19 protein-coding genes and 1 riboswitch are annotated in these 21,022 nt (G+C 71.6%); of the genes, 9 read left to right on the plus strand and 10 right to left on the minus strand.

What is annotated here, in order from left to right:
* The first annotated feature begins 118 nt into the window (after positions 1 to 118).
* Complete coding sequence (locus ACFU8V_RS07240) at positions 119 to 364, plus strand: hypothetical protein (protein ID WP_126894495.1); 246 nt, start codon at positions 119 to 121, stop codon at positions 362 to 364.
* Complete coding sequence (locus ACFU8V_RS07245) at positions 361 to 747, plus strand: type II toxin-antitoxin system VapC family toxin (RefSeq protein WP_126894494.1); 387 nt, start codon at positions 361 to 363, stop codon at positions 745 to 747. The genes ACFU8V_RS07240 and ACFU8V_RS07245 overlap by 4 nt, the downstream gene beginning before the upstream one ends.
* 70 nt (positions 748 to 817) lie before the next feature.
* Here the strand turns inward: ACFU8V_RS07245 and ACFU8V_RS07250 are convergent, their stop codons facing one another.
* Entirely contained in the window at positions 818 to 2,278 is a 1,461-nt protein-coding gene (locus ACFU8V_RS07250) for an MFS transporter (RefSeq protein WP_060923458.1), read from the minus strand.
* 145 nt (positions 2,279 to 2,423) lie between these two features.
* Between ACFU8V_RS07250 and ACFU8V_RS07255 the strand changes: the two genes are divergently transcribed.
* Together ACFU8V_RS07255 and ACFU8V_RS07260 are read left to right on the plus strand one after the other, a co-directional pair.
* Positions 2,424 to 2,921: a metallophosphoesterase gene (locus tag ACFU8V_RS07255; protein ID WP_126894493.1), complete on the plus strand. Its 498-nt coding sequence runs from the start codon at positions 2,424 to 2,426 to the stop codon at positions 2,919 to 2,921.
* Positions 2,918 to 3,421, plus strand: coding sequence for a GAF domain-containing protein (locus tag ACFU8V_RS07260; protein ID WP_126894492.1), 504 nt, complete (start codon positions 2,918 to 2,920; stop codon positions 3,419 to 3,421). Before ACFU8V_RS07255 ends, ACFU8V_RS07260 begins: the two co-directional genes overlap by 4 nt.
* 8 nt (positions 3,422 to 3,429) lie before the next feature.
* On the opposite strand, the gene ACFU8V_RS07265 is transcribed toward ACFU8V_RS07260, so the two are convergent.
* The 7 genes from ACFU8V_RS07265 to ACFU8V_RS07295 all read right to left on the minus strand — a co-directional run bounded on the left by ACFU8V_RS07265 (position 3,430) and on the right by ACFU8V_RS07295 (position 9,089).
* The gene (locus ACFU8V_RS07265; RefSeq protein WP_025103902.1) at positions 3,430 to 3,789 is read right to left on the minus strand and encodes a hypothetical protein; all 360 of its coding nucleotides are present in this window, start codon (positions 3,787 to 3,789) and stop codon (positions 3,430 to 3,432) included.
* A gap of 85 nt (positions 3,790 to 3,874) precedes the next feature.
* Positions 3,875 to 4,348, minus strand: coding sequence for a 6,7-dimethyl-8-ribityllumazine synthase (gene ribH / locus ACFU8V_RS07270; protein ID WP_062633494.1), 474 nt, complete (start codon positions 4,346 to 4,348; stop codon positions 3,875 to 3,877).
* Positions 4,345 to 5,613, minus strand: a complete 1,269-nt coding sequence (gene ribA / locus ACFU8V_RS07275) for a GTP cyclohydrolase II (protein ID WP_025103904.1) — start codon at positions 5,611 to 5,613, stop codon at positions 4,345 to 4,347. Before ribA ends, ribH begins: the two co-directional genes overlap by 4 nt.
* Positions 5,610 to 6,278 (minus strand): riboflavin synthase, encoded by a 669-nt coding sequence (locus ACFU8V_RS07280; protein ID WP_085606689.1) that lies wholly within the window; start codon positions 6,276 to 6,278, stop codon positions 5,610 to 5,612. Before ACFU8V_RS07280 ends, ribA begins: the two co-directional genes overlap by 4 nt.
* Positions 6,278 to 7,336 (minus strand): bifunctional diaminohydroxyphosphoribosylaminopyrimidine deaminase/5-amino-6-(5-phosphoribosylamino)uracil reductase RibD, encoded by a 1,059-nt coding sequence (gene ribD, locus ACFU8V_RS07285; RefSeq protein ID WP_085606687.1) that lies wholly within the window; start codon positions 7,334 to 7,336, stop codon positions 6,278 to 6,280. Before ribD ends, ACFU8V_RS07280 begins: the two co-directional genes overlap by 1 nt.
* A gap of 64 nt (positions 7,337 to 7,400) precedes the next feature.
* A riboswitch (FMN riboswitch) is annotated at positions 7,401 to 7,545 on the minus strand.
* A gap of 67 nt (positions 7,546 to 7,612) precedes the next feature.
* The gene (locus tag ACFU8V_RS07290) at positions 7,613 to 8,476 is read right to left on the minus strand and encodes an Fpg/Nei family DNA glycosylase (RefSeq protein ID WP_071328127.1); all 864 of its coding nucleotides are present in this window, start codon (positions 8,474 to 8,476) and stop codon (positions 7,613 to 7,615) included.
* 49 nt (positions 8,477 to 8,525) lie between these two features.
* Entirely contained in the window at positions 8,526 to 9,089 is a 564-nt protein-coding gene (locus tag ACFU8V_RS07295) for a GNAT family N-acetyltransferase (RefSeq protein WP_085606685.1), read from the minus strand.
* 143 nt (positions 9,090 to 9,232) lie between these two features.
* On the opposite strand from ACFU8V_RS07295, the gene mfd reads away from it, so the two are divergent.
* Positions 9,233 to 12,799, plus strand: coding sequence for a transcription-repair coupling factor (gene mfd / locus ACFU8V_RS07300; RefSeq protein ID WP_164498189.1), 3,567 nt, complete (start codon positions 9,233 to 9,235; stop codon positions 12,797 to 12,799).
* Positions 12,800 to 12,860: 61 nt separating this feature from the next.
* Complete coding sequence (locus ACFU8V_RS07305) at positions 12,861 to 13,457, plus strand: gamma carbonic anhydrase family protein (RefSeq protein WP_025103909.1); 597 nt, start codon at positions 12,861 to 12,863, stop codon at positions 13,455 to 13,457.
* Positions 13,458 to 13,530: 73 nt separating this feature from the next.
* Here the strand turns inward: ACFU8V_RS07305 and gdhA are convergent, their stop codons facing one another.
* The gene (gene gdhA, locus ACFU8V_RS07310) at positions 13,531 to 14,901 is read right to left on the minus strand and encodes an NADP-specific glutamate dehydrogenase (RefSeq protein ID WP_378870108.1); all 1,371 of its coding nucleotides are present in this window, start codon (positions 14,899 to 14,901) and stop codon (positions 13,531 to 13,533) included.
* Between the two features lie 132 nt (positions 14,902 to 15,033).
* Positions 15,034 to 17,673, minus strand: coding sequence for a phosphoenolpyruvate carboxylase (locus ACFU8V_RS07315; protein WP_378871820.1), 2,640 nt, complete (start codon positions 17,671 to 17,673; stop codon positions 15,034 to 15,036).
* Between the two features lie 174 nt (positions 17,674 to 17,847).
* Here ACFU8V_RS07315 and nhaA point away from each other — a divergent pair, with 174 nt between their 5' ends.
* The 3 genes from nhaA to hisS all read left to right on the plus strand — a co-directional run bounded on the left by nhaA (position 17,848) and on the right by hisS (position 21,014).
* Positions 17,848 to 19,014: a Na+/H+ antiporter NhaA gene (gene nhaA / locus ACFU8V_RS07320; RefSeq protein ID WP_378870111.1), complete on the plus strand. Its 1,167-nt coding sequence runs from the start codon at positions 17,848 to 17,850 to the stop codon at positions 19,012 to 19,014.
* 19 nt (positions 19,015 to 19,033) lie between these two features.
* On the plus strand, positions 19,034 to 19,696 hold the full coding sequence (locus ACFU8V_RS07325; protein ID WP_378870113.1) for a MazG family protein: 663 nt from the start codon (positions 19,034 to 19,036) through the stop codon (positions 19,694 to 19,696).
* A gap of 67 nt (positions 19,697 to 19,763) precedes the next feature.
* On the plus strand, positions 19,764 to 21,014 hold the full coding sequence (hisS, locus tag ACFU8V_RS07330) for a histidine--tRNA ligase (protein WP_378871823.1): 1,251 nt from the start codon (positions 19,764 to 19,766) through the stop codon (positions 21,012 to 21,014).
* Positions 21,015 to 21,022: the final 8 nt, after the last annotated feature.

Here is a 21,022-nt window from a genome sequence, read left to right on the forward strand (position 1 = left end):
GGGACCTCCTTCGCGTCAATATTCGTTGACGCGGCCGGCTGGTGTCAAGAAGTGTTGACGAGCACGTTGTCCACAGCACGGCCTTGCCCGCATGTGGAGCGCATGCGATGCTGGCAGGATGGCTCGCATGCTGCAAGTGAGGAACCTGCCCGATGAGGTTCACGCCCGGCTCAAAGAGCGTGCCGCGGCGGAACGCATGAGCCTGTCGGACTACGTCGCGCGCGAGCTGGAAGACCTCGTCCGGTACCGCAGCAATGCCGAGGTCCTCGAGGCGTCGCGGGCACGGGCGCGCGCGGCCGGCGTCTCCCTGACGCGCGAGGGCATCCTCGCCGCCCGTGATCGCGAACGGGACGAGCGCGAGTGAGCGGGACGTCCGAGGCGGTCGTGCTCGATGCCTCAGCGGCGATCGAGGCCCTGCTCGGCGAGGAGGTCTGGACGCACGGCGAGGGGTTCCATGCGCACGCGGGTCTCGATATCGAGGTCCTCTCCGTGCTCCGACGCCTCACGATGCGGTCCTCGATGCCGGCGCATGCTGCTCGTGAGGCTCTCGACGCGTTCGGAGCGCTGCAGATCACCCGCCATCCGCTGCGTCGGCTCATCCCGCGGATCTGGTCGCTGCGCGATGACGTCTCCGCGTACGACGCCGGTTATGTCGCGCTCGCGGAGGCCCTCGACGTCCCTCTGCTCACGGCCGATCGCCGGCTGGCGAAGACGGCGGCCCGGTACTGCGACGTCGTGGTGCTGTGAGCGTCTGGCCAGGAAGACAGGAACGGCTGCACCCCCGAGGGAGTGCAGCCGTTCCTGTCGTTCGGTCGGCCTAGAGCTCGACGGCGGAGGCGAGACCGAGGTCGTCCTCGTAGTCGTGGTCCTTCGTCTCCGGGGTGAAGATGAGTGCGATGAAGGTCAGCACCGCCATCGACGAGAGGTACAGTCCCACGAGCCAGGGCTCGCCGCCGACGGCCGCCCACAGGGCCACCGCGATGAACGGCGCCACGGCCGCACCGAGGATCGACGACACGTTGTATGCGATCGCCGAGCCGGAGTAGCGAACGTTCGTCGGGAAGAGCTCCGGCAGGAGGGCGCCCATCGGGCCGAACGTCGTGCCCATGAGCATGAAGCCGAACACGAGGAAGGCCTGAGTGAGAGCGCCGGTGAACTTCGGGTCCGCCTGCGGGAGCAGGAAGATGTTGAACGACAGGCCGAAGACGACGATGAGTCCGGTGACCCACAGCAGCAGCTTGCGGCGCCCGATGGCGTCGGCGATCGGCCCGGACAGCAGCGTGAAGATGCCGAAGAACACGACGCCGATGATCTGCATGAGCACGAAGTCCGTGTAGCCGAAGCCGAGGCCCGGGTAGAACTGCGCCGCGAACGCGCTCGGGTCGAAGTCCTTTCCGGTGGCTTCCGCGGCAGCACGGGCGGCGGCCGAGGCGGTCTCCAGGTCGGCGGCCTTCGTGCCGTAGGTGAGCGTGAAGTTCGTCATCAGGTAGAACAGCACGTACGTCGCCAGCATGATGAACGTGCCGAGGATGAGCTGCTTCCAGTGGTGCCGGAACACGGTCGCGAGCGGGAGCTTGCGGATGGCGCCGGTCTTCTCCGCCTTCTTGAACGTGTCCGACTCGACGAGCCGGAGCCGCACCCACAGGCCGATGATGACCATGACGGCGGAGAACAGGAACGGCACACGCCAGCCCCAGGAGAGGAAGGCCTCCGACTTCAGCGCCGGGTCCTCCGGGTGGGGGAGCGCAAAGTTGATGGCGAGGAAGATGCCGTTCGCGATGATGAACCCGAGCGGCGCGCCGAGCTGCGGGAACGAGCCGTACCAGGCGCGCTTGCCCTTCGGGGCGTTCTCGGTGGCCACCAGCGCCGCGCCCGACCACTCGCCGCCCAGCGCGAAGCCCTGGGCGAGACGGAGGATCAGCAGGAGCAGCGGGGCGACCCAGCCGATCTGCTGGAAGGTGGGCAGGAGACCGATCACGAACGTCGCGATACCCATGGTGAGGAGCGATGCGACGAGGGTCGCCTTGCGCCCGAACTTGTCACCGAAGTGCCCGAAGACGACGGCGCCGATCGGGCGGGCGACCATCGCCGCACCGAAGACGGCGAACGACGACAGCAGCGACGCGGTGTCGTTCGTGCTCGGGAAGAAGAGTGTGGGGAAGACGAGCACGGCTGCCGTCGCATAGACGTAGAAGTCGTAGAACTCGATGGTGGTGCCGACGAGGCTCGCGGTGATGACGCGCGAGCGGGGGTTCGCGGGGGTGGTGGCGGTGCTCAAGGGGTCTCCGATCCTCCGCCGGTATACCAGCGGACTCGGGCGAGTCTACGCCTTCCTGGGAGTTCGCTGGACGTTGATGACGGGAGGGGGGCGAGCGCGTCGGTGCCCCCGCGTAGAGTCGGGGGAGGCCGGCCGGAGGAGGACCATGACCACGCGGATGCTGCTCCTCGCCGACACGCACGTCCCGAAGCGGGCGAAGCGGTTGCCGGACGCGGTGCTCCAGGCGATCGACGAGGCCGACGTCGTCGTGCACGCGGGGGACTGGGTCGATCTCGCCACCGTCGAGCTGCTCCAGGCCCGCGCGCGCGTGCTCCACGGCGTGCACGGCAACAACGACGGGCCCGAGATCCGCCGGGTGCTGCCTGAGATCGCGCGGTTCACCGTGGAGGACACCGCCGTCGCCGTCATCCACGAGACGGGCGCCGCGACGGGGCGGGAGAAGCGGATGGATCTCGCCTTCCCGGACTCCGACCTGCTGGTCTTCGGACACTCGCACATCCCGTGGGACACCGTGACACCGAACGGGCTGCGGCTGCTCAACCCGGGCTCTCCCACCGACCGGCGCCGGCAGCCGGTGCACACGATGATGCGCGTCGTGGTCGACGGGCGCGATGTCGAGGCGACCCTGGTGCCGCTCCGATGACCGAAGACGGAGCCGACGGGCCGATCGCCTACCGGGCACCGATGCGCTCCCGCGACGACGCCGTCGCCCCGGGGGGCGCCGTCGAGCGCGCGCTCGCCGGAGGTGTGTGCGGCATGGGCGGGCGGCTCGACAGCCCGCCTCGCTCACTGACCACGGCGCTCGCGGCCGTCGACGCCCGTCATGGCGAGCGGGCGGCGCGGCGGCTGGAGCGCTTCGCGGCGCTTCCGACGGGAACCCTCGTCTGGACGCGGGACGTCGACGGGTACTTCTGGCTCGGGACGCTGACGGGGCCGTGGCGCTACGACGACGATCCGGCGGCGGTGGCGGCAGACCTCGTGCATGTGCGCGACTGCACCTGGTCGTCGCGCCCGGTGGCGCCTTCCGATGTCCCGCCGGGCGTCACGGCCACGTTCGCCCGCGGGGGACGCAACGGCCAGCGCATCCGCACGGCCGAGGTCGGGGAGCAGTCAGCCGCACTCTGGGAGCGCGGCCTCCGCTGATCCGCGCCTCAGCGCCAGATCGCGGCGATGGCCGCGTTGACCGCGGTGAGGATGCCCACGAGCCAGAAGACCGCGGGCGGCACCACCTGGTCGCGCTTCTGGCGCGCCGTCCCGATCCCGAGCAGGGCGCCGATCGCGAGGAGGATGACGAGCTTCGTGCCGATCTTGGCGTAGTTCATCTCGACGCCCTCGGGAAGGCCCCACGGGGCGGCGAGGGCGAGGCCGGCGACCGCGGCGATCGTCATGCCGATGGTCATCAGACGCGTGAACACCCGCTTGCCACCGAACGCCTGCGCCGCCCAGGCCCCGAAGAGCACGGCGAAGCCGATGAGGTGGACGAAGAGCACGATGTGGCGCAGGGTCTCCATGCCCTCACCGTACGAGAGCGCGGCGTTCCGCGCCACCAAGGCACGCCTGACCTCGCGCCCGCGATGGGGCGCGAGGCGGAGGGGGTCAGCCGCGCAGCTCGCGGATCACGAGGGCGGTGCGCAGCGCGGCATCCGCGGCCTCCGCGCCCTTGTCCTCCTTCGAGCCCTCCAGGCCCGCGCGGTCCAGCCCCTGCTTCTCGTCGTCGAGCGTGAGGAGCCCGAACCCGACGGGCTTGCCGGCATCGAGGGAGACGCGGGTGAGGCCGTCGGTCGCCGCCGCCGAGACGTATTCGAAGTGCGGCGTGCCGCCACGGATGATGACCCCGAGGGCGACCACCGCGTCCGCACCGCCGGCGAAGGCGGCCTGTGCGGCCACGGCGAGCTCGAACGAACCGGGCACTCGCACCAGGCGATACGTCGCCCCCGCCTCGTCGAGCACCCGCTGGGCGCCGGCGATCAGGCCGTTCGAGATCACCTCGTGCCAGGTGCCGGCGATCACGACGACCTCCAGCCCCCGCCCGTCGATGTTCCCCGTCTTCGGTGCTCCGGCGCCGCTCATTCCTCGTCCTTTCCTGCCGCGAGGGCCTCGGCGAGCTCTGCTTCGCCGATGATGTGGCCCATGCGGTCGCGCTTGGTCTCCAGGTACTGGTGGTTGTTCGGGCCCACGCCCACGATCAGCGGCACCTGCTCGACGACGTCGAGGCCGAGCTCGCGCAGCTTGTTCACCTTGTCGGTGTTGTTGGTGAGCAGCCGGACCTTCGAGACGCCCAGGTCGGTGAGGATCCCGGCCGCCGCGGCGTAGTCGCGGGCGTCCGCGGGGAGCCCCAGCGCCAGGTTCGCGTCGACGGTGTCCAGGCCGTCCTCCTGCAGGCTGTAGGCCCGCAGCTTGTTGATGAGCCCGATGCCGCGTCCCTCGTGCCCCCGCATGTAGATGACGATCCCGCCCTCGCGGTCGATCGCGTCCAGCGCGGCGTCCAGCTGCGGCCCGCACTCGCATTTCTGGGAGCCGAACGCCTCGCCGGTCAGGCACTCGGAGTGCACGCGCACGAGGGCGGTCTCGGTCGGCTCGCCCGACACGACCGCGATGTGGTCGGTGCCGGTGACGCGGTCCTTGTAGGCGAGGAAGCGGAACGTGCCGTGGTCGGTGGGCACGGTGGCGTCGGCACGGAGGCTCACACGGCGTCCACGCTGGGCGGCCGGTGTCGCTCCGTCCGGGTCGATCTCGTTGAGGTGCGCGATCAGCTGCTCGATCGTGATGACCGGCACGCCGTCGCGGGCGCCCAGTTCGAGAAGCCCGGGAAGCCGCATCATGCTGCCATCCTCGGCGACGACCTCCGCGATCGCGCCGACCGGCCGGAGGCCGGCGAGCTTCATGAGCTCGACCGCGGCCTCCGTGTGACCGCTGCGCTCGCGCACACCGCCGTCGACGGCCCGGAGCGGCAGCACGTGGCCGGGGCGGATGATGCTCGTCGCCGTCGAGGACGGATCGGCCAGGACGTTGAGGGTGTGCGCGCGGTCGCTCGCGCTGATCCCCGTCGTCACTCCTTCCGCGGCGTCGACGCTCACGGTGTAGGCGGTGGAGCGGGCGTCTTCACTGGCCGCGACCATCGGCGGGAGGTTGAGGCTGTCCGCGAGGTCGGTGGGCATCGGCGCGCAGATGAAGCCGGACGACCAGCGCACCGTCCACGCCACCCATTCGGGGGTGGCGAGCTCGGCGGAGAGGACGACGTCCCCCTCGTTCTCGCGGTTCTCGTCGTCGGCCACGAGCACGGGCCGGCCGGCGCGCAGCGCCTCCAGGGCCTCGGGGATGGTTGCCAGGCTCATCGCGAGCCCCCTTCCGGTGCGGCGCGGAACGCGAGCAGGCGCTCGACGTGCCGCGCGAGGATGTCGGTCTCGAGGTTCACGCGGTCGCCGACCGCGCGGGTGCCGAGGGTGGTCGCCGCCAGGGTCTCCGGGATGAGCGAAACTTCGAACCAGTGCCCGCCCCGGGCCCCCGAGCCGTCCTGGGTCCCTGAGCCTGTCGAAGGGTCCGGCGGGCTCACCGCACTCACCGTCAGCGAGGTGCCGTCGACCGAGATGGAGCCCTTGTCGACGACGAGCGGCGCGAGGTCGTCCGGAAGGCTGATGCGGAGCACGCTCCACTGCGCGCCCGGGCGCACCTCGAGCACGACACCGGTCCCGTCGACGTGGCCCTGCACGATGTGCCCGCCGAGCCGTGCGCCGACGGGCATCGCCTTCTCGATGTTGACCCTGGTCCCGACGCTCGCCGTACCGAGGGCCGCGACGTCGAGCGTCTGCTTCATGACGTCGGCGTCGAAGGTCTCGGCGGTGGAGCCGACGACGGTCAGACAGACGCCGGAGACCGCGATCGACTCCCCGTGCACGGCGTCGGCGGCCGCCTTCGGGGCGCGGACGGTGAGCCGCCAGCCGTCGCCCGACTCGGCGATGGCGGTGATCACGCCGATCTCCTCGATGATTCCGGTGAACATCAGAGGCTTCCCTCCTTCTCCGGGCCCGCGTGGTCCGGGTCGTCCGCGTCCGCAGGATGCGCGATCGCGAGCAGGTCTGCGCCCAACGGCAGCCATTCGTCCACGACGAGGCGGCGCGCCTGGTCGATCGAGCGGACGCCGATGTCGGTCACGGCCAGGCGGCTCCCGCCCAGGAGGACCGGGGCGACATAGGCGAGCACACGGTCCGCGAGCCCGGCGGCGAGGAACGCGCTGGCGAGCGTCGGGCCGCCCTCCACGAACAGCGTCTGGATGCCGCGCTCGTGCAGCGCAGCGAGGACCGCCGACAGGTCGTGCGTGTCGAAGAACAACGGCGTGTGCGGATGACGGTGCACCGCCGCATCCGCAGGGGTGGGTCGCGCGCCGATCACGACCGGGACGGGCTGATGCGGCAGGAGCTCGTCGCCGGCGCGGGCGGTGAGCGCGGGGTCGTCGGCGAGCACGGTGCCGGTGCCGACCGCGATGGCGTCGGCCGCGGCGCGTCGCCGGTGCACGTCGGCACGCGCCTCGGGCCCGGTGATCCACTGGCTGGTGCCGTCGTCCGCCGCGGCCCTGCCGTCGAGGCTCTGCGCCCACTTGACGGTGACGTGCGGACGGCCGCGTCGCGCCGCGAAGAGCCAGTCGCCGATCAGCGCGCGTGCCTCCGCGGCCCGTTCGCCGGACTCGACGCCGACGCCCGCGGCGCGCAGCCGCTCTGCGCCGCCGCCGGAGACGTCACCCGGGTCGTCGAGGGCGTAGACGACCCGGGCCACCCCGGCCTCGATGAGCGCGAGCGCGCACGGACCGGTGCGACCGGTGTGGTTGCACGGTTCGAGGGTGACGACCGCGGTCGCGCCGCGTGCGGCGCCGGGGGTGAGCTTCGACAGCGCGTCGACCTCGGCGTGCGGAGTGCCGGAGCCCCGGTGCCAGCCCTCGGCCAGCACCTCGCCGTCGGGGGAGAGGAGCACGGCGCCCACCTGCGGATTGACTCCGCGGGGGCCACGGGTCGCGAGGGCGAGCGCGCGATCCATCGCGCGGCGCTCTGTCGCGGTCACTGCCATCCGTCGTCCTCTCTGCGGCCTCGGGGTCGCTGCAGGGTGGCGGAACGGACGCACGCGCGTGCGCCTCGTGCTGCCTCCCTTCCGGACTAGCGAGGTGTCCCTCGCATCACCGTCGGTTCCGGAATTCCACCGGATCGGCATCCCGATCACTCGGAACGCTCGCGGACTGTCACCGCCGGTTCGGATTCCCACCGACCCCGGAGCACGTTGCTGCTCTGAGTGTACTCAACGCGTCCGCGCCCGTTTCATTCCGTGGCAGGGGCCCTTCCCCGCCCCTCACTTGAGCAGGCGGGAGAGCCGCCGATCGGCGAGCACCTTGCCGCCGGTCTGACAGGTGGGGCAGTACTCCAGGGAGCGGTCGGCGAAGAACACGCTGCGCACCTCATCGCCGCAGACCGGACACGCCTCGCCCCGGCGGGCGTGCACCCGCATGCCGCGGCGCTTGGCGTCCTTGAGATCAGCCGGAGGTTTGCCCGCGGCGGCCGCGACGGCCTCGGCGAGGGTCTCCTGCATCGCCGCGAACAGGCGGTCGATCTCGGCGTCGTCCAGCGTGCCGGCGATCGCATACGGCGACATGCGGGCCGCGTGCAGGATCTCGTCCGAGTAGGCGTTGCCGATGCCCGCGATCACGCCCTGGTCGCGGAGCAGCCCCTTGATCTGCATCCGACGGTCGTCCAGCAGCGCGGCGAAGGCGTCGCGCGTGAAGGACGGATCGAGCGGGTCGGGGCCGAGCCGAGCGATGCCGGGCACCTCGGCGGGGTCGCGGACCACGTACACGGCGAGCGACTTCTTCGTCCCGGCCTCGGTCAGGTCGAAGCCGCTGCCGTCGTCGAGGGCGATCCGCAGCGCGATGGGCGACTTGCCCGGCTTGAGGAGCGTCGTCGGCAGGGTGTCGTACCAGCGCAGCCATCCGGCCTTCGCCAGGTGGAAGACGAGGTGCAGCTCGGACCCGCAGGACAGCACCACGAACTTGCCGCGGCGCTCCGCCCCGGTGATCGCCGCGCCTTCCAGCGCCGAGATCGGCGGGTCGTAGGTCTTCAGCGCGGCGATCGCGGCCACGGAGGCACGGGTGATCGTGCGTCCGGTGGTGCGCTCGCCGAGGAACGCGACGAGTCCTTCGACCTCCGGCATCTCAGGCATGCAGCCATCCTGTCACCGGGGTCCGACGCTGTCACGCGTAGACGTGCGGTCAGAGCACCGACCACTCGACCGGCGTCCGGTCGTCCTCGCGCAGCAGTCCGGCGAGCCAGCCGTCGTCCCGTCCCCGCTGGCTGGTGAGTCCCTGGCGCATGGTGCCCTCGAAGCGGAAGCCGAGGGCGCGGGCGGCGCGAGCGGAGGGGACGTTGCCGACCACGGCCTGCCAGCGGATGCGGGCGAGGCCGAGCTCCGCGAAGCCCCAATCGAGCACGGCCCGCGCGGCCTCGACGAGGTAGCCGCGGCCGCGGGCGTCCGCGACGACCCAGTAGCCGAGCTCGGCATGGCCCCCAGCCGGATGCTCCCCGATGTGGTGGAGTCCGACCATGCCCACGAGGACGTCGTCGGCATAGACACCCCAGACGGTCTGCGAGCCGTCCTCCCACCACTGCTCGACGAGGGCGACGAAGTCCTCCGCGTCCTGCCGGAAGTAAGGGGAGGGCACCGTCGTCCACCGCGCGATCTCCGGGTCCTGGCACGCCTCGGTGATCGCGTCGACATCCGCCTCCGTCGGGGCGTGGAGGACGAGTCGTGCGGTGGTGAGGGTGACCGGAAGCATCCGTCCAGCCTAAAACGCTCGACCCGGCCCCTTCGGTTCGCCCCGGCCCCTTCCGCGCGTCCGTAACGGGGTGAGAGGCACGGAAAGGGGTGGGATGCAGGGAACCCGACCGCAGTGTCCGTGGGCGCGATTAGGCTTGTCCGGTGACTGTTCCGGGGATTCTGCGCGCCTTGGAAGAGGCGTCTCTGTATCGTGACGCTCTCGCCTGGGCGCACACCGACGCCGACCTCGGCCTGGTCGACGGGCTTGACGCGCCCGTGCTCGCCGGTCTGCTCGCCAAGCGCGCGGCGGCCGGCCACCCGGCGGCACTGCTGGCCGTGGTGCCCACGGGGCGCCGCGCGGAATCGGTCGCGCAGGCCCTGGAGACGTACGTCCCGGACGCCGAGGTGCTCACCTTCCCCGCCTGGGAGACGCTGCCGCACGAGCGCCTCAGCCCCAGCCCGGACACGGTCGGCCTGCGACTGCAGACCCTGCGGCGCGTCGCCGAGTGGTCCGGGGAGCGCCCCCTCGTGGTCGTGGCCTCGGTGCGCGCCGCGCTCCAGCCCATCGCCGGGAACCTCGGCGACATCGTGCCGCTCGAGCTGACCGTGGGCAGCCGCGGCAACGAGCTCGACCACGTCGCCGAGCAGCTCGTCGAACGGGCCTACTCCCGCGTCGACATGGTGTCGCGACGGGGCGAGTTCGCCGTCCGCGGCGGCATCCTCGACGTCTTCCCTCCCACGTCGGAGCACCCGTACCGCGTGGAGTTCTTCGGCGACGAGATCGATCAGATCCGCGCGTTCTCCGTGGCGGACCAGCGCTCGCTGCCCGGCGACGTGCCCGGTGTCGACCTCCCGCCCAGCCGCGAGCTCCTGCTCACCGCCGAGGTGCGGGAGCGCGCCAGGGCGCTCATCGACGGCTTCCCGGCCATCAGCGGCATGCTCGAGAAGATGGCCGAGGGCATCCCGGTCGAGGGCATGGAGTCGCTGCTGCCCGCGGTCGCCGGCCCCCTCAAGTCGCTCGTCGAGTACCTGCCCGAGGGCACGGCGACCGCCGTGATCGACCCGGAGCGCTCGACCGCCCGCGCCCTCACCCTCGGCGAGACGAACCGCGAGTTCCTCGACGCCGCCTGGAGCGCGGCGACTTCCGGTGCCTCCGCCCCCATCGATCTCGGCGCCGGCGACTTCCTCACCATCGCCGACCTGCGCGAGGTCGTCCGCGACCGCGGCGGCGTGTGGTGGCGGCTGAGCCCATTCGGGATCGGCGATGCGACCGCGGAGAGCGTCGAGGCGGCCACCGTCATCCCCTCCTTCCACGGCAACGTCGACGGCGCCATCGCCTTCGTCGACGCGAAGGTCGCCGACGGCTGGCGCGTGGTCGTGCTCGCGACCGGACACGGCCTCGTCGACCGCGCCCGCGACGTGCTGTCCGACCGCGGCATCGCGGCGCGGGTCGTCGAGACCATCGCGGACGCGCCGGACCCGGGGGTCGCGACCCTCACCGTCGGCGGCGTCGAAGCCGGCTTCCAGGTGCCGGAGGCGAAGCTCGCCGTCCTCACCGACAACGAGTTCTACGGCCGCACCATCGGCGGCGACCAGCGCGTCGTCAAGAAGCTCGCCTCCCGTCGGAAGAACGTCGTCGATCCGCTGCAGCTCAAGCAGGGCGACTTCGTCGTGCATGCCACGCACGGCATCGGCCGCTTCGTCGAGATGACCCAGCGCGAGGTCTCCACCGGGGGCCGCAACGCCGCGAAGTCCGTCCGCGACTACCTCGTGCTGGAGTATGCGCCGTCGAAGCGCGGCTACCCCGGCGACAAGCTGTTCGTCCCCACCGACCAGCTCGACCTCCTGTCGAAGTACGTCGGCGGCGAGGCCCCGACGCTGTCGAAGATGGGCGGCAGCGATTGGGCGCAGGCCAAGGGCAAGGCGCGCAAGGCGGTCCGCGACATCGCCGTCGAGCTCGTCAAGCTCTACTCCGCCCGGATGAGCGCCAAGGGGTACGCCTTCGGCCCGGACACCCCCTGGCAGCGCGAGCTGGAGGAGGCGTTCCCGTTCGCGGAGACCCAGGACCAGCTGCAGACCATCGACGAGATCAAGGCCGACATGGAGCGGCCCATCCCGATGGACCGGCTGCTCTCGGGCGATGTCGGCTTCGGCAAGACCGAGGTCGCCGTCCGTGCGGCGTTCAAGGCCATCCAGGACGGCAAGCAGGTGGCGATGCTCGTCCCGACGACCCTGCTCGTCAAGCAGCACCTCGAGACGTTCACGGAGCGCTTCGCCGGGTTCCCGGTCAAGGTGCGGCCGCTGTCGCGGTTCCAGACCGACAAGGAGGCGCGGCTCACGCTGCAGGGCCTCCTCGACGGCTCGGTGGACATGGTGATCGGCACGCACCGCATCCTCACCGAGCAGGTGCTGTTCAAGGATCTCGGCCTCATGATCATCGACGAGGAGCAGCGCTTCGGCGTCGAGCACAAGGACGCGCTGAAGAAGATGAAGACCAACGTCGACATCCTCGCGATGAGCGCCACCCCGATCCCGCGCACGCTGGAGATGGCGGTCACCGGCATCCGCGAGATGTCGACGCTCGCCACACCCCCGGAGGACCGGCACCCGATCCTCTCGTTCGTCGGACCCCGCAGCGACAAGCAGATCGCCGCCGCCATCCGCCGCGAGATCCTCCGCGAGGGGCAGGTCTTCTTCGTGCACAACCGCGTGCAGTCGATCCAGCGGGTCGCGGCCGAGCTCGCCGAGCTGGTCCCGGAGGCGCGGATCGCCGTGGCACACGGGCAGATGGGGGAGCACGCGCTGGAGCAGGTCGTCGACGACTTCTGGGAGCGCAAGTTCGACGTCCTCGTCTCGACCACGATCATCGAGACCGGCCTCGACATCTCCAACGCGAACACGATCATCATCGACCGCGCCGACAAGTACGGGCTGAGCCAGCTCCACCAGCTCCGCGGACGCGTGGGTCGCGGACGGGAGCGCGCCTACGCGTACTTCCTTTACGACGACATGAAGCCGCTGAGCGAGACCGCGGCCGACCGGCTGCAGACCATCGCGGTCAACAACGACCTCGGCTCCGGAATGCAGGTCGCCCTGAAGGACCTCGAGCTGCGCGGTGCCGGAAACCTCCTCGGCGCGGAGCAGGCCGGACACATCGCGGGGGTCGGCTTCGACCTGTATCTGCGCATGATCGGCGAGGCCGTCGCGACCTTCCGCGGCGAGGAGGTCGAGACCGGGCAGGAGCTCCGCCTCGAGCTGCCGCTCGACGCCCGCATCCCCGAGGACTACATCGACAGCGAACGCCTCCGGCTCGAGGCGTACCAGAAGCTCTCCGCCGCCTCGGCCGCGACCGCGAAGGACGACGCCATCGACCTCGTGGTGGAGGAGCTCGTCGACCGGTACGGCACGCCGCCGGAGGAGGTCACCGGACTCGTGTCGATCGCACGGCTGCGGCGCCGGGCGGCCAGGGCCGGGCTCACCGACGTCGTGGCCATGGGCTCGAACCTGCGCCTCGCGCCCGCCCGCCTCGAGGACTCCATCAAGGTCCGGCTGCAGCGGCTGTATCCGAAGGCGAAGCTCGTCTCCGGCGGGGAGGCCCTGGTCGTGCCGATGCCCACGGTGCCCGCGGCGGTCGGCGTGGGCGTGGAGCCGCTGCCCGACGCCGAGCTGCTCGCCTGGGTCGACCAGCTGTTCACCGCCATCTTCCCCGAGCCCGCCAAGCCCGAGTGATCCGGTGGTGATGATCTCCGAAGTCGTGCACGCCGCAGACGCCGCGGACTAGTCTGGCCGCATGTTGTACGAGCACCTCGGGGCTCGCCCCCGCATCCACGACACCGCCGTCGTCGCTCCGACCGCCGTCATCTCCGGTGACGTGGAGCTCGGACCGGGCTGCCAGGTGCTGCACGGCGCCGTCATCACCGCGGAGGGCGGCCCGATCACCCTCGGCGCGCACGTCATCGTGATGGAGAACGCGCTGATCCGGGCGACCGCGGCGAACGCCGTCCACATCGGGGCGCACACCCTCGTCGGGACACTGGCCAGCATCGCCGGGGCGACCGTGGGCGAGGAGGTGTTCTTCGCGTCCGGAGCCCGGGTCTTCAACGGCGCGCTCGTCGGGGATCGGTGCGAGGTGCGGGTCAACGCCATCGTGCATCGCCGGGCCGTGCTGCCATCGGGGACGGTGGTGCCGATCGGGTGGGTCGCGGTCGGCGATCCGGTGCAGCTGCTCTCACCCGACCGGGACGCGGAGATCGCGGCGGCCCAGCCCGAGCTCGACTTCCCCGGACACGTCTTCGGCGTCGACCGGGACACTCCCGACCTCATGGTGCAGCTCACGGAGCGCTACGGCAGCTCCCTCGCGCGGCACGCCGACGACCGTCAGGTCTGACCCCACACCCTTCGAATCGCCCGAATGGTCGCATCTCGGCCGGATTTGGGACCATTCAGGCGATTCGAACGGGTCAGATGACGCCCTGGGCGAGCATCGCCGCGGCGACGCGCTCGAAGCCGGCGATGTTGGCACCCGCCACGTAGTCGCCGGGGACGCCGTGGCGCTCCGCGGCCTCGAAGGCGGCGCGGTGGATGTCGCCCATGATCTCGCGGAGCTTGTTCTCGCTGTCGCCGAAGCTCCAGCGCTGTCGCGAGGCGTTCTGGCTCATCTCCAGGGCCGAGGTCGCGACACCGCCGGCGTTCGCGGCCTTGCCAGGGGCGAACAGCACGCCGGCCTTCTGGAAGGCCTCGACGGCCTCGGGCACACACGGCATGTTGGCGCCCTCGGATACGGCGCGCACCCCGTTCGCGATCAGGGCCTCCGCATCGGCGAGGCTGACCTCGTTCTGGGTGGCGGAGGGCACCGCGATGTCGACGGGCACCTCCCACACGCTGCCGCTCTCCACGAACCGGGCGCTCGGGCGGCGGTTCGCGTACTCGACGATGCGGGCGCGCTCGACCTCCTTGAGCTGACGCAGCAGGTCGAGGTCGATGCCCGCGTCGTCGACGACGTAGCCGGAGGAGTCGGACGCCGTCACCGCGGTCGCGCCGAGCTGGGCGGCCTTCTGGATCGCGTAGATCGCCACGTTGCCGGAGCCCGAGATGCCGACGCGCTTGCCCTCGAGGGAGTCGCCGTGCACGCCGAGCATCTCCTGCGCGAAGAACACCGCGCCGTAGCCCGTGGCCTCGGTCCGCACCTCGGCGCCGCCCCAGCCGGTGCCCTTGCCCGTGAACATGCCGGACTCGTGGCGGTTGGTGACCTTGCGGTACTGGCCGAAGAGGTAGCCGATCTCGCGGCCGCCGACGCCGATGTCTCCCGCGGGGACGTCGGTGTGCTCGCCGAGGTGCCGGTAGAGCTCGTTCATGAACGACTGGCAGAACCGCATGACCTCGGCGTCGGACTTGCCGTGCGGGTCGAAGTCGGAGCCGCCCTTGCCGCCGCCGATGCCCTGACCGGTGAGCGCGTTCTTGAAGATCTGCTCGAAGCCGAGGAACTTGATGATCGAGAGGTTGACCGACGGGTGGAACCGCAGGCCGCCCTTGTACGGACCGAGCACGGAGGAGAACTGGATGCGGTAGCCGCGGTTGACCTGCAGCTTCCCGGCATCGTCGACCCACGGCACCCGGAACATGATCTGCCGCTCCGGCTCGACCAGGCGCTCCAGGATCCCGCCGTCGACGTACTCCGGACGCTGCTCCAGCACCGGGGCGATGGAGTGCAGCACCTCGTGGACGGCCTGGTGGAACTCCGGCTCGTGCGGGCTGCGCGCCAGCACCGTGTCGAAGACGGGCTGCACGGAGGGGGCGAGCGGGTGGAAGTCGGTGGGGGTGGTGACGGTCACGCGGGAGGGCTTTCTGATGGGGGATGGGGTGCGGGCGATCGTGTCGCACGCGAAAGCAGAGCCGGGTGAGGCGGAGGTTTCACTCTAGCGTCGGCGACGAGGGCCTCCGCGCACGCGGCAGGAGGGCTCCGGTCACCCGGTGTTCTGCAGGCCGGCGGCGACCCCGCTGACGGACAGGAGGAGCAGGCGCTGCTGTTCGGCGCCGGAGCCCTCCGGCTGCTCCGGCGCCGAACGGAGCGCGCGGAGCGCCCGCAGCTGCAGGAGGGAGAGGGCGTCGACGTACGGGCTGCGCAGCTGCACGGCCCGCTGCAGCACGGGCTTGTTCTCCAGCAGGCCCTCGCCTCCGGTGAGACGGATGACCCAGCGACGGGTGAGCGCGAGCTCGTCGAGCACCAGGGCGGCGAGGTCGTCGCGGTCGCCGAGGGCGAGGTACTGCCGGGCGATGCGCTCGTCGGTCTTGGCGAGGCTCATCGCGACGTTGTCGACCATCGTGCGCAGCAGCGGCCACTCGCGATAGGCCTCCGTGAGCAGTTCCTCGTCGCCGACGGCCTCGAGCGCGGTGCCGAGTCCGAACCAGCCGGCGAGGTTGATCCGGGCCTGCGTCCACGCGAACACCCAGGGGATGGCCCGGAGGTCTTCCAGCGACTCCACCGAGAGGCCACGACGGGCGGGCCGCGAGCCGAGCGCGAGCAGGCCGATCTCCTCCATCGGGGTCACGGTCGCGAACCACGGGGCGAAGCCCTCGGCCTTGACGAGCGCGAAGAACCGCTCGCGGGAGGCGGCGTCCATCGTCGCGGCGACCTCGGCGTAGCGGGCGGCCGCGCGGCTCGTGCGCTCCTCGACCGTGGGGGAGGAAGCGAGCAGCGTCGCGGCGGCGACCTGGTCGATGTGCCGCATCGCGATCGCGGGCTCGCCGTAGCGGGCGAAGATGACCTCGCCCTGCTCGGTGAGCTTGAACCGACCGTCGACGGAGTGCGGGGGCTGCGCGAGGATCGCGGAGTTGGCGGGGCCGCCGCCACGGCCGAGCGCACCGCCGCGGCCGTGGAAGAGGGTGAGCTCGATGCCCGATTCCTGTGCCCAGCGGGCGATCTTCTCCTGCGCCGTGTACAGCGCGAGGTTCGCGGCCACGGGCCCGACGTCCTTGGAGGAGTCGGAGTAGCCGAGCATGACCTCCAGCCGGTTGCCGGTCGCGGCCATCCGCTCGCGGAACTCCGGGAAGGTGACGGCCTCGGCGAGGATCCCCGGGGCGGCCTGGAGGTCGGCGAAGGTCTCGAACAGCGGCACGACGTCGAGCACCGGGGCGTCGTCGCCGAGCGCATGACGGGCCAGCTCGTACACGTTCGCGAGGTCGGAGGCCGCCTGCGTGAAGGAGACGACGTAGCGACCCGCGGCGCGCAGCCCGCGGTCGCGCTGGATGTCCGCGATCGCGCGGAACACCTCCAGCACCTCCTCGGTCTGCGTGCTGATCGGACCGCCGGCCTCGAGTTCGGCCAGGGCCTTGGCGTGCACCTGGGAGTGCTGGCGCACCTCCAGCTCCGTGAGGTGGAAGCCGTAGGTCTCGACCTGCCAGATCAGGTGCTGCACGCCGCCGAACGCGTGACGGCGGGCTCCGGCGGCGACGAGGGAGGACTGCACGGTGCGCAGCTCCGCGAGCAGCTCCTCCGGACCCGTGTAGCCCTCCTCGTCTCCGCGGCGCGTGGCCGCCACGCGGCGGGCCATGACGAGGACGACCCGGCGGTGCGGCTCGTCAGGGGAACGGGCCGCGAGCTCGTCGGCGACCGTCGGCTCCGCGGCCGCGAAACGCTCCCAGAGTGCCGTGACCTCGGCGCTGGGCGGGGTGTCGTCCGCGGCGAGCGTGAGGGTGCGGCCGATCCGGTCGAGCGCCCGCTCCAGGCCGCGGAGCACGTGGTCGGAGGCGATCTGCGACGCCTCGCGGGTGACCGCGGCGGTGACGAACGGGTTGCCGTCGCGGTCGCCGCCGACCCAGGAACCGATCCGCACGAACGCCGGGACGACCGGGGCGGTGGCGCCGGACTCCTCGCCGCGGAGGGCGTCGTCGATCCGGCGGTAGACGTGGGGGACCGTGGTGAACAGCGTCTCGTCGAAGACGCCCATGACGGTGCGGACCTCGTCGGTCGGGGAGGGCTTCTGCGCGCGCAGCGGCGCCGTGCGCCACAGGGTGTCGATCTCCTCGAGCATCCGGCGGCGCGCGCGGTGCTCCTCGGAGCCGCCTGCGCTTGCCACGTCGTGCTGGGTGAGCAGCTCCGAGAGGCGGCGGATGCTCGACGAGACCGCGCGGCGCCGGGCCTCGGTCGGGTGGGCCGTGAAGACGGGGTGGAAGCGCAGGCCGTCCAGACGACGGCGGGCCTCGTCGTCGCCGACCTCCTCGCGCAGCCGGGCGTACGCCCCCGCGACCGTGTCCGTCGCCTGGGCCCCTGAGCCCGTCGAAGGGCCCGAGCCCACCTGGGTCCCTGAGCTTGTCGAAGGGGTCTGCCCCGCCCGCTCCCGGAGCACGCGCACGCGCTGGTGCTCCTCGGCCAGGTTCACGAGGTGGAAGTAGCAGGTGAACGCGCGGGCGACCTCGTCGGCACGGGCGATCGTGAAGGAGTCGGCGATCGCCGCGGCGCGGTCGAACGCGTCGGAGCTGTGGTCCTCGTAGGCCTGGATCGTCGCGAGGCGCAGGCGCTCGACGTCCTCGAACAGGTCGTCGCCGCCGGCCTCGCGGAGCACCTGGCCGAGGAGCTGGCCCAGCATCCGCACGTCGGAGCGCATGGCATCGGGGATGCCGCGACCGGCTTCGAAACGACCGATCACGCGGATGGCCTCGGTGGGCGTCGGCTCGGAGAAAGCGGGGGAATCGGGGGTCACCCTCCGAGAGTAGCCGGGCGGATCGGGGTGTCCTGCACGCATGACGACCGTGTGACGCCGCGGCCTACGATGGACGGGATGCGCATCACAGCGAACCCCCTCCGCGGGCAGCAGTTCCCCGCCGTCCTCCTGCTCGTGGCCGCCGGCCTCGGACTCCTCTTCGCGAACCTGCCCACGCACGACGCGATCGCCGGGCTGTTGGAGACGCACCTCGCCGTCCCGGGGACGGCGCTGGACCTCTCGATCGCGCACTGGGTGTCGGACGGACTGCTCGCGATCTTCTTCCTCGTCGTGGCGATCGAGCTGCGGCACGAGCTCACCCACGGCGAGCTCGACTCCCCGCGGAAGGCCGTGCAGCCGGCCATCGCGGCGACCGGCGGCGTCCTCGTGCCGATCCTCGTGTACCTGCTGATCGCGGGAGGGCCGGAGACGGCGTCCGGCTGGCCGATCCCGACCGCCACCGACATCGCCTTCGCGCTCGGCGTGCTGGCGATGTTCGGTCGCGGACTCCCGTCCCGGGTGCGGGTGTTCCTGCTGGCCCTCGCGATCCTCGACGACATCATCGGCATCATCTTCATCGCGGTGCTCTTCGCGCACGACGTGCAATGGCTCCTGTTCGGGCTCGCGGTCGTCGGGGTGGCGGCGTTCTGGCTGCTGAGCCGCCTGCTGCACGCCACCGGACACACGCTCGTCGCGGTCGCGATGGCCGTCGTCGGCGTCGTCACGTGGGGCCTCGTCGCCTCGTCCGGCATCCACGCGACCATCGCCGGCGTGATGCTCGGCCTCGTCATGGCGCCGGTACCCGCCGGACGCACCCGGCATGCGCTGGAGCCGACCGTGAACGGCGCGATCCTGCCGCTCTTCGCCTTCGTGGCGGCCTTCGTCGTCATCCCCGCCGTCTCGCCGACGGCCCTCTCCCCGGCCTTCTGGGCGATCGTGGTGGCCCTTCCGGTGGGGAAGATCATCGGCATCTCCCTGTTCGGCTGGCTCGCCATGCGCATCCGTCCGAAGGGGGCCGACCCGGCTCTGCCCTTCGCGGACATCCTCGCCGCCGGGGCCCTGGGCGGCATCGGATTCACCGTCTCGCTCCTGCTCGCGAACCTCGCGTTCGAGGGCGACGCGGTCATCCGCGACCAGGCGATCCTCGGCGTCCTCGTGGGGTCGCTCCTCGCGCTGATCCTCTCCGGCATCGTCGTCACCCTGCGCGCCCGGTGGTACCGTCGCGCTGCGCCCATCCCCGCCTGAGCCGGAGTCCGGAGGAAGCATGACCAGCGAGCAGCGAGGCCCCGAGGACATCGACGATCCGCTGCGCGCGGCCGCCGAGACCATGCGTGCGGTGCGGGAGCGGTGTGTGTGGTCGCAGCGCATCACGCACCGCGACCTCGTGCCGTACCTCATCGAGGAGTCGCACGAGGTGATCGACGCGGTCGAGGACGGCTCGCGCGCCGACCTCCGCGAGGAGCTGGGCGATCTGTTGTGGCAGGTGCTGTTCCATGCCGCGATCGCGGCACAGGATCCGGACGACCCGTTCGGCATCGACGAGGTCGCCCGCACGCTCACCGAGAAGATGGTGCGGCGGCATCCGCACGTGTTCGGCGACGAGGTCGCGGAGACGCCGGAGGAGGTGCTCGTGCACTGGAACGCGGCGAAGGCGGCGGAGAAGCGCACCCGCCGCAGCGTGCTCGACGGGATCCCGCGCGCGATGCCCGCCCTCGCGCGTGCGCAGAAGATGTCGGGTCGTGCCGCCGGTGCCGGCGTGGTGCCCGCGCCGCCGTCCGCCCTGCGCCCGTCGTCGGAGGAGGAGCTCGGCGATGCGCTCCTCGCCCTCGTGGACACCGCTCGGGCCGAGGGCTGGGACGCGGAGCGCGCCCTCCGGGAACGGTTGACGCGCCTGGAGGACGAGGTCCGCGCCGCCGAGGCCGGTTGACCCGACACGGACACCGCCGCCGACCTGGGAAGATGGACGGGTGGCTACCGTGAACGCGCCGCGCGGCATGCGCGACTTCCTCCCCGCCGACAAGGCCCGCCGTGAGCGGGTGCTCTCCGTCATCCGCGACCGCTATCGCGCGCACGGATTCGACGAGATCGAGACCCCCGTGGTCGAGGAGTACGACCGGCTGCACGCCGGCATCGGCGGCGACAACGAGAAGCTGTCGTTCAACATCCTGCGTCGCGGCCTGGATGCGGAGGCCATCCGCGCCGCCGCCGACGATCCCGCGGAGCTCTCCGACCTCGGCCTGCGCTACGACCTGACGGTGCCGCTCGCCCGCTTCTACGCGAGCAACCGGGGACAGCTTCCCGGCGTCTTCCGGTCCATCCAGATCGGTCCCGTCTGGCGGGCCGAGCGTCCGCAGAAGGGGCGCTACCGCCAGTTCGTCCAGTGCGACATCGACATCATCGGCGATGCGTCCGCGCGCGCCGAGGCCGAGCTGCTGGCCGCCTCGCTCGACGCCGTCGACGCCCTGGGGCTGGAGGGCGCGAGCGTGCGGATCAACGACCGCCGCGTGCTGGAGTGGATGCTGGAGCACTTCGGGTTCACCGAGGACGAGCGCCCGCAGGTGCTGATCACGATCGACAAGCTCGACAAGATCGGGCCCGAGGGTGTGGCCGCCGAGCTCCGCGAGCGTGGGGCCACGACGACCGCGGTCGACGCGTTCCAGGCCTTCCTCGGTCGCCCGCAGACGCTCGAGCACCACCCGTTCGGCGACCGCCAGATCCGCAAGGCGCTCCCGGACGGCGCGCCCGACGAGCTCGTCGCCCACCTCGTCGGCATCGGCGAGGCCGTGGCGGCGGGCCGCGGGCAGGACGACATCCCGCTCGTATTCGACCCGTTCCTCGTGCGCGGCATGGGGTACTACACGGGGACGATCTTCGAGCTCGCGCACCCGTCCGTCACGTACTCGCTCGGCGGTGGAGGACGGTACGACGGCATGATCGGCCGGTTCCTCCAGCAGGACGTGCCGGCGGTGGGCTTCTCCCTCGGGTTCGAGCGCCTGGTCGACCTCGTCTCGACGGACCCGGCCACCGCGGCGCAGGCGATCGTGCTCGTCCACGACGCGGCCGTCCCCGTGGCGGAGCTCGTGGCGCACAAGACGGCCCTCGTCGCGAAGGGCGCGCGGGTCCGCCTCGAACAGCGCACGAAGAACCTCAAGGCGCTGCTGGAGCGCTCCGCCGCGGACGGCTACACCCACTTCGCGAGCGTGCGCCCCGGCGACGACGAGCTCGAGGTCAAGACGCTGGCCTGAGTCGCCCC

It is taken from the genome of Microbacterium sp. NPDC057658 (assembly GCF_042799975.1).
GTDB lineage: Bacteria > Actinomycetota > Actinomycetes > Actinomycetales > Microbacteriaceae > Microbacterium.

Coding starts and splice junctions, on each gene's coding strand:
- ACFU8V_RS07240 (WP_126894495.1), top strand. CDS start 119: ATGGCTCGCATGCTGCAAGTGAGGAACCTGCCCGATGAGGTTCACGCC.
- ACFU8V_RS07255 (WP_126894493.1), top strand. CDS start 2,424: ATGACCACGCGGATGCTGCTCCTCGCCGACACGCACGTCCCGAAGCGG.
- ACFU8V_RS07260 (WP_126894492.1), top strand. CDS start 2,918: ATGACCGAAGACGGAGCCGACGGGCCGATCGCCTACCGGGCACCGATG.
- ACFU8V_RS07265 (WP_025103902.1), bottom strand. CDS start 3,789: ATGGAGACCCTGCGCCACATCGTGCTCTTCGTCCACCTCATCGGCTTC.
- ribH (WP_062633494.1), bottom strand. CDS start 4,348: ATGAGCGGCGCCGGAGCACCGAAGACGGGGAACATCGACGGGCGGGGG.
- ribA (WP_025103904.1), bottom strand. CDS start 5,613: ATGAGCCTGGCAACCATCCCCGAGGCCCTGGAGGCGCTGCGCGCCGGC.
- ACFU8V_RS07280 (WP_085606689.1), bottom strand. CDS start 6,278: ATGTTCACCGGAATCATCGAGGAGATCGGCGTGATCACCGCCATCGCC.
- ribD (WP_085606687.1), bottom strand. CDS start 7,336: ATGGCAGTGACCGCGACAGAGCGCCGCGCGATGGATCGCGCGCTCGCC.
- ACFU8V_RS07290 (WP_071328127.1), bottom strand. CDS start 8,476: ATGCCTGAGATGCCGGAGGTCGAAGGACTCGTCGCGTTCCTCGGCGAG.
- ACFU8V_RS07295 (WP_085606685.1), bottom strand. CDS start 9,089: ATGCTTCCGGTCACCCTCACCACCGCACGACTCGTCCTCCACGCCCCG.
- ACFU8V_RS07305 (WP_025103909.1), top strand. CDS start 12,861: ATGTTGTACGAGCACCTCGGGGCTCGCCCCCGCATCCACGACACCGCC.
- ACFU8V_RS07315 (WP_378871820.1), bottom strand. CDS start 17,673: ATGCGCTCCGACGTGCGGATGCTGGGCCAGCTCCTCGGCCAGGTGCTC.
- nhaA (WP_378870111.1), top strand. CDS start 17,848: ATGCGCATCACAGCGAACCCCCTCCGCGGGCAGCAGTTCCCCGCCGTC.
- ACFU8V_RS07325 (WP_378870113.1), top strand. CDS start 19,034: ATGACCAGCGAGCAGCGAGGCCCCGAGGACATCGACGATCCGCTGCGC.
- hisS (WP_378871823.1), top strand. CDS start 19,764: ATGCGCGACTTCCTCCCCGCCGACAAGGCCCGCCGTGAGCGGGTGCTC.